The sequence below is a fragment of the Bradyrhizobium sp. genome, assembly GCF_049586575.1.
Taxonomy (GTDB): domain Bacteria; phylum Pseudomonadota; class Alphaproteobacteria; order Rhizobiales; family Xanthobacteraceae; genus Bradyrhizobium.
In genome coordinates, this window is record NZ_JBAVCF010000333.1 from 1 (window position 1) to 3,595 (window position 3,595).

General features: G+C 58.3%; 4 protein-coding genes and 1 pseudogene. 3 read left to right on the forward strand and 2 right to left on the reverse strand.

All coding sequences use genetic code 11. The features are described 5' to 3' along the window. Positions 1–402 precede the first annotated feature (402 nt). The 3 genes and pseudogenes from WB528_RS12980 to WB528_RS12990 all read left to right on the forward strand — a co-directional run. Positions 403–723 (forward strand): helix-turn-helix domain-containing protein, encoded by a 321-nt coding sequence (locus tag WB528_RS12980; protein ID WP_423888819.1) that lies wholly within the window; start codon positions 403–405, stop codon positions 721–723. 132 nt (positions 724–855) lie between these two features. Then, positions 856–1,257 carry an SMP-30/gluconolactonase/LRE family protein gene (locus tag WB528_RS12985; RefSeq protein ID WP_423888816.1) on the forward strand — a complete coding sequence of 134 codons (402 nt, stop codon included), beginning with the start codon at positions 856–858 and terminating at the stop codon, positions 1,255–1,257. 116 nt (positions 1,258–1,373) lie between these two features. Further along, positions 1,374–1,595, forward strand: a pseudogene (locus WB528_RS12990) (DUF983 domain-containing protein); the annotation flags it as partial. Positions 1,596–1,779: 184 nt separating this feature from the next. On the opposite strand, the gene WB528_RS12995 reads toward WB528_RS12990, so the two are convergent. Both WB528_RS12995 and WB528_RS13000 read right to left on the reverse strand, forming a co-directional pair. After that, positions 1,780–2,313 carry an NADH-quinone oxidoreductase subunit B family protein gene (locus WB528_RS12995; RefSeq protein ID WP_423888817.1) on the reverse strand — a complete coding sequence of 178 codons (534 nt, stop codon included), beginning with the start codon at positions 2,311–2,313 and terminating at the stop codon, positions 1,780–1,782. A gap of 12 nt (positions 2,314–2,325) precedes the next feature. Continuing rightward, positions 2,326–3,595, reverse strand: a 1,270-nt coding sequence (locus WB528_RS13000; RefSeq protein WP_423888818.1) for a hydrogenase expression protein HypE, incomplete at its 5' end; no start/stop codon positions are given.

Here is a 3,595-nt window from a genome sequence, read left to right on the forward strand (position 1 = left end):
GGGTTCTGCCAATGGCTATTCCGCCGATGGCGCCACCGATTGCTTCCCCAATCGTGAGAACAATTGATACGCCCATTGGACATCTCCTCTGGGGCCGCAGGCTAGATGCGATCTAAGGCTCTTACCGCGCGCCTCTCAGCGCTGAGATCAAACGCCACCAAACATAATCTGAAAAAGCCAAAGCTAAAAGTCAAAAATGCATGCTGATCCTTACTTTCATACGATTAATATGGGTAGACTGATGTTTGATACCGCATTTTGCATTCTCTGCCCAGATATTCGCGGAGTGCTTGTGGGCAGCGTCGCATCGATGATATCCTGCACATTCAAATTGATGCTTGATACAATAGTTCATATGGTGTAGATGTATTCTTGCGCGTTGCATTGGAGCTTTGCCAATTCATGATTTCCGCTAATCAACTCAGGGCCGCCCGCGCGCTCTTGAATATAGATCAACGGCAAACAGCTGAACTGGCGGATCTTTCAGTCCCGACCATTCAACGCATGGAAGCAAGCGACGGCGTCATCCGCGGCAATGTCGATTCGCTGATGAAGCTGGTTTCGGCTCTGGAGAACGCGGGAATCGAGTTGATCAATCCGGGTGGTCAGAGCTTGGCTGGCGGTCGAGGCGTCCGGCTCAAGGAACACGTCACGAAGCCAAAGATGAAGAATATAAAGCAACCTAAGCCTTCCTCGTCGCGGACCGTGGAACGAGTTCGATGAATATAGGGGTTTTTGGGACGCCAGATTTCCTGATCGAAGATGATGAAAACGCTGAAGACAAATGTTCTTGCAAGCGGATTCTGGCGCCTTAAGGCGCCTAGATGGCATTTGGGCGCCCTATAGGTATCCGACGTGAACGCGGGAAAGGTCTTCCGCATCGGTCTGGACGGCAAGGTTACGATCGTTGCCGACGTAGCGAGTCGACCGTTCGGTTTGGGCTTTTTGCCTGACGGGGATCTATTGGTCGCCTCGACGACCCAGCGGCTGATCCTGAAATTCGGTGCCGAGACACCGGCGGTTCACGCCGACATGGCCGCTTTCGCATCAGGATATCTGCGGGACCTGGCCGTCGCTCGCGATGGAAGCGCCTATGTGACGTCCTTCGACGCGCATGCCTCCGGATCCGACTGCTTGGCGTCGGCACGGATTCTTCTGGCAATGGCGGATGGCAATATTCGATCGGTTGCCGACAACATCGCGCATCCGAACGGGTTGGCTATCCCAACCGTCAGCAGACGGCCCGCGTCGAGATAACGACGGTCGACGTGCCGGGAGCCGCGAGTTCGATACGGTTGGCGGAAATTGGCTCGCACTAGCGTTTCGCGTTGGCTGGGTCGGTCGCCACCCAATCGAAGCGCAGAAAGCTAAAGATGGAAGTCTCGGACAAGAAGATCTCGCAGACGCCATCGCCATATATCGCTGGCCTTCTGTGCCGATGTCCGCGTTGCGGCAAGGGAAAGTTGTTTGAGCGGTTCTTGACCCTGAAATCCAGGTGCAACGTGTGCGGCCTCGATTTCAGCTTTGCCGACGCCGGCGACGGGCCTGCCATATTCGTCATCAAGATCGCCGGCGCTATTGTCGTGGCAGCCGCCCCGCAGCTAGCACCACGTAGATCAATGGCAGCAACGAGACCACTGACAACGCCGGGTCGCGACTGGGCGCGTTGGAATCATCATCCCGATATTGTGCGACAAGGAGTCATCGCAAGGACTATTCCGGTCTGAACGCACCCTGCGATCAAGCTGGCTTGGAATAGCCGAAGGCGTCCCCAGATCCTCAAGTGGGAGCGGCACGTTTGGCCGTTTGATCGAGCAGAGAGAGCAGCCCCTGCAAGATCAGGGTCGGCGGCGGTGGACAACCGGGAATATGAAGATCGACGGGAATCACTTGCGAGACTCCTCCTACCACTGCATAGCTGCCGGCAAAGCAGCCGCCATCCCGGGCGCAATCTCCCACGGCGACGACCCATTTCGGGTTGGGTGTCGCATGATAGGTGCGCTCCAATGCGTCGCGCATGTTCTTCGTGACCGGTCCGGTTACCATCAACACATCGGCATGACGTGGCGACGCAACGAACCGGACGCCGAAGCGCTCGACGTCGTAATAGGCATTGTTCAGCGCGTGGATTTCAAGTTCGCATCCATTGCAGGATCCGGCGTCGACCTCGCGTATCGAGAGGCTTCGGCCGAGGCGCCGCCGCGCAGCGCGACCGACTGCTGTTGCGAGCTCGGTCACCGCGGCATCGTCCAAAGGCGGCGCCTGCTCCGTGAATGGCCGGCGGAACAGGCTTTCAAAAAGCAGCTTGCGCATCTGATGAAATCCCTAGAGATCATGGCCCGAATAGGAACAGTTGAACGACTTGTTGCAGAGCGGGAAATCCGCAACGATGTTGCCCTCGATGGCAGCTTCAAGGAGTGGCCATTGAAACCACGACGGGTCTCGCAGGTGACATCGCTCGACCCGACCATCTTGCAGGCGGAGCCAAACCAGTACGTCGCCGCGAAATCCCTCGACGATTGCCGTACCTTCACGCAGCTCAGGCCGAGGCGCCGCGTGCGTTCCCATCGGACCCTCGGGAAGCCGGTCCAATATCTGGTCGATCAAAGTGAGGCTTTGCTCAACCTCGCGTATGCGGATCCAGACTCGCGCGTTGACATCGCCCTCGTTCAGGACCGGTACCTCAAAGTGCAAGCTGTCATACGGCGGGTAGGCCAAGGTCCGGCGCGCGTCAAAGGAACGACCGGACGCACGGCCTATGTAGCCCCCGGCGGCGTATTGCCTGGCCAGCGACGGCTTGAGCACGCCGGTATCGACCGTACGATCCTGCAACGATGCGGTGATGTCATATAATTCGACCAAAGCAGGAAAGCGTAGGCGGATGTTATCCAGCGCGGCCTGAATGATTTCTGTCCCGTCATCGTTCAGGTCGTGAGTCACGCCACCGGGCACGATAATATCCCGCATCAAGCGATGACCGAATGCTGCATTGGAGGCGCGCAGGACGGACTCGCGTAACACGCTGCAGTGAGCGTGCATCAGCGCAAAAGAGGCATCGTTGCAGATCGCCCCGATGTCACCGAGATGATTGGCGAGCCGCTCGAGCTCTGCAAGGAGAGCACGCAGCCAGATTGCGCGATCCGGCACGACAAGCTGTAAGGCCGCTTCGGCCGCCCGCGAAAATGCAAAGGCATAGGCTACCGTGCTGTCGCCTGACACGCGTCCGGCGAGTTGAGCAGCTCGCTCGACACTGGCGCCAATCATGAGCCCCTCGATACCCTTGTGGGCGTATCCCAGCCGCTCTTCCAAGCGGACCACGGTCTCTCCGCTTGCCGTAAACCGGAAGTGTCCAGGCTCGATGGTTCCCGCGTGGACGGGACCGACCGCGATCTGGTGCAGGCCATCGCCTTCCGCCGGCAGAAAGCGATAGGGCGACGCTTGCGACAAGGCGTCGATGTGATTTCCCAACGGGAAGTGCGTACCCCAACGGTTATGATCGAGCCAGGGGCGTGGATCGGGCATCCCTTCCGCGGACAAGCCAAGCAAATCCTGAATGGCGCGCTCCAATCGAAGCGCTGGCGGGTGATGCTTACTG

Bases quoted from the DNA above. Each gene is read 5' to 3' on its own strand.
- WB528_RS12980 (WP_423888819.1), top strand. From the start codon at position 403: ATGATTTCCGCTAATCAACTCAGGGCCGCCCGCGCGCTCTTGAATATA.
- WB528_RS12995 (WP_423888817.1), bottom strand. From the start codon at position 2,313: ATGCGCAAGCTGCTTTTTGAAAGCCTGTTCCGCCGGCCATTCACGGAG.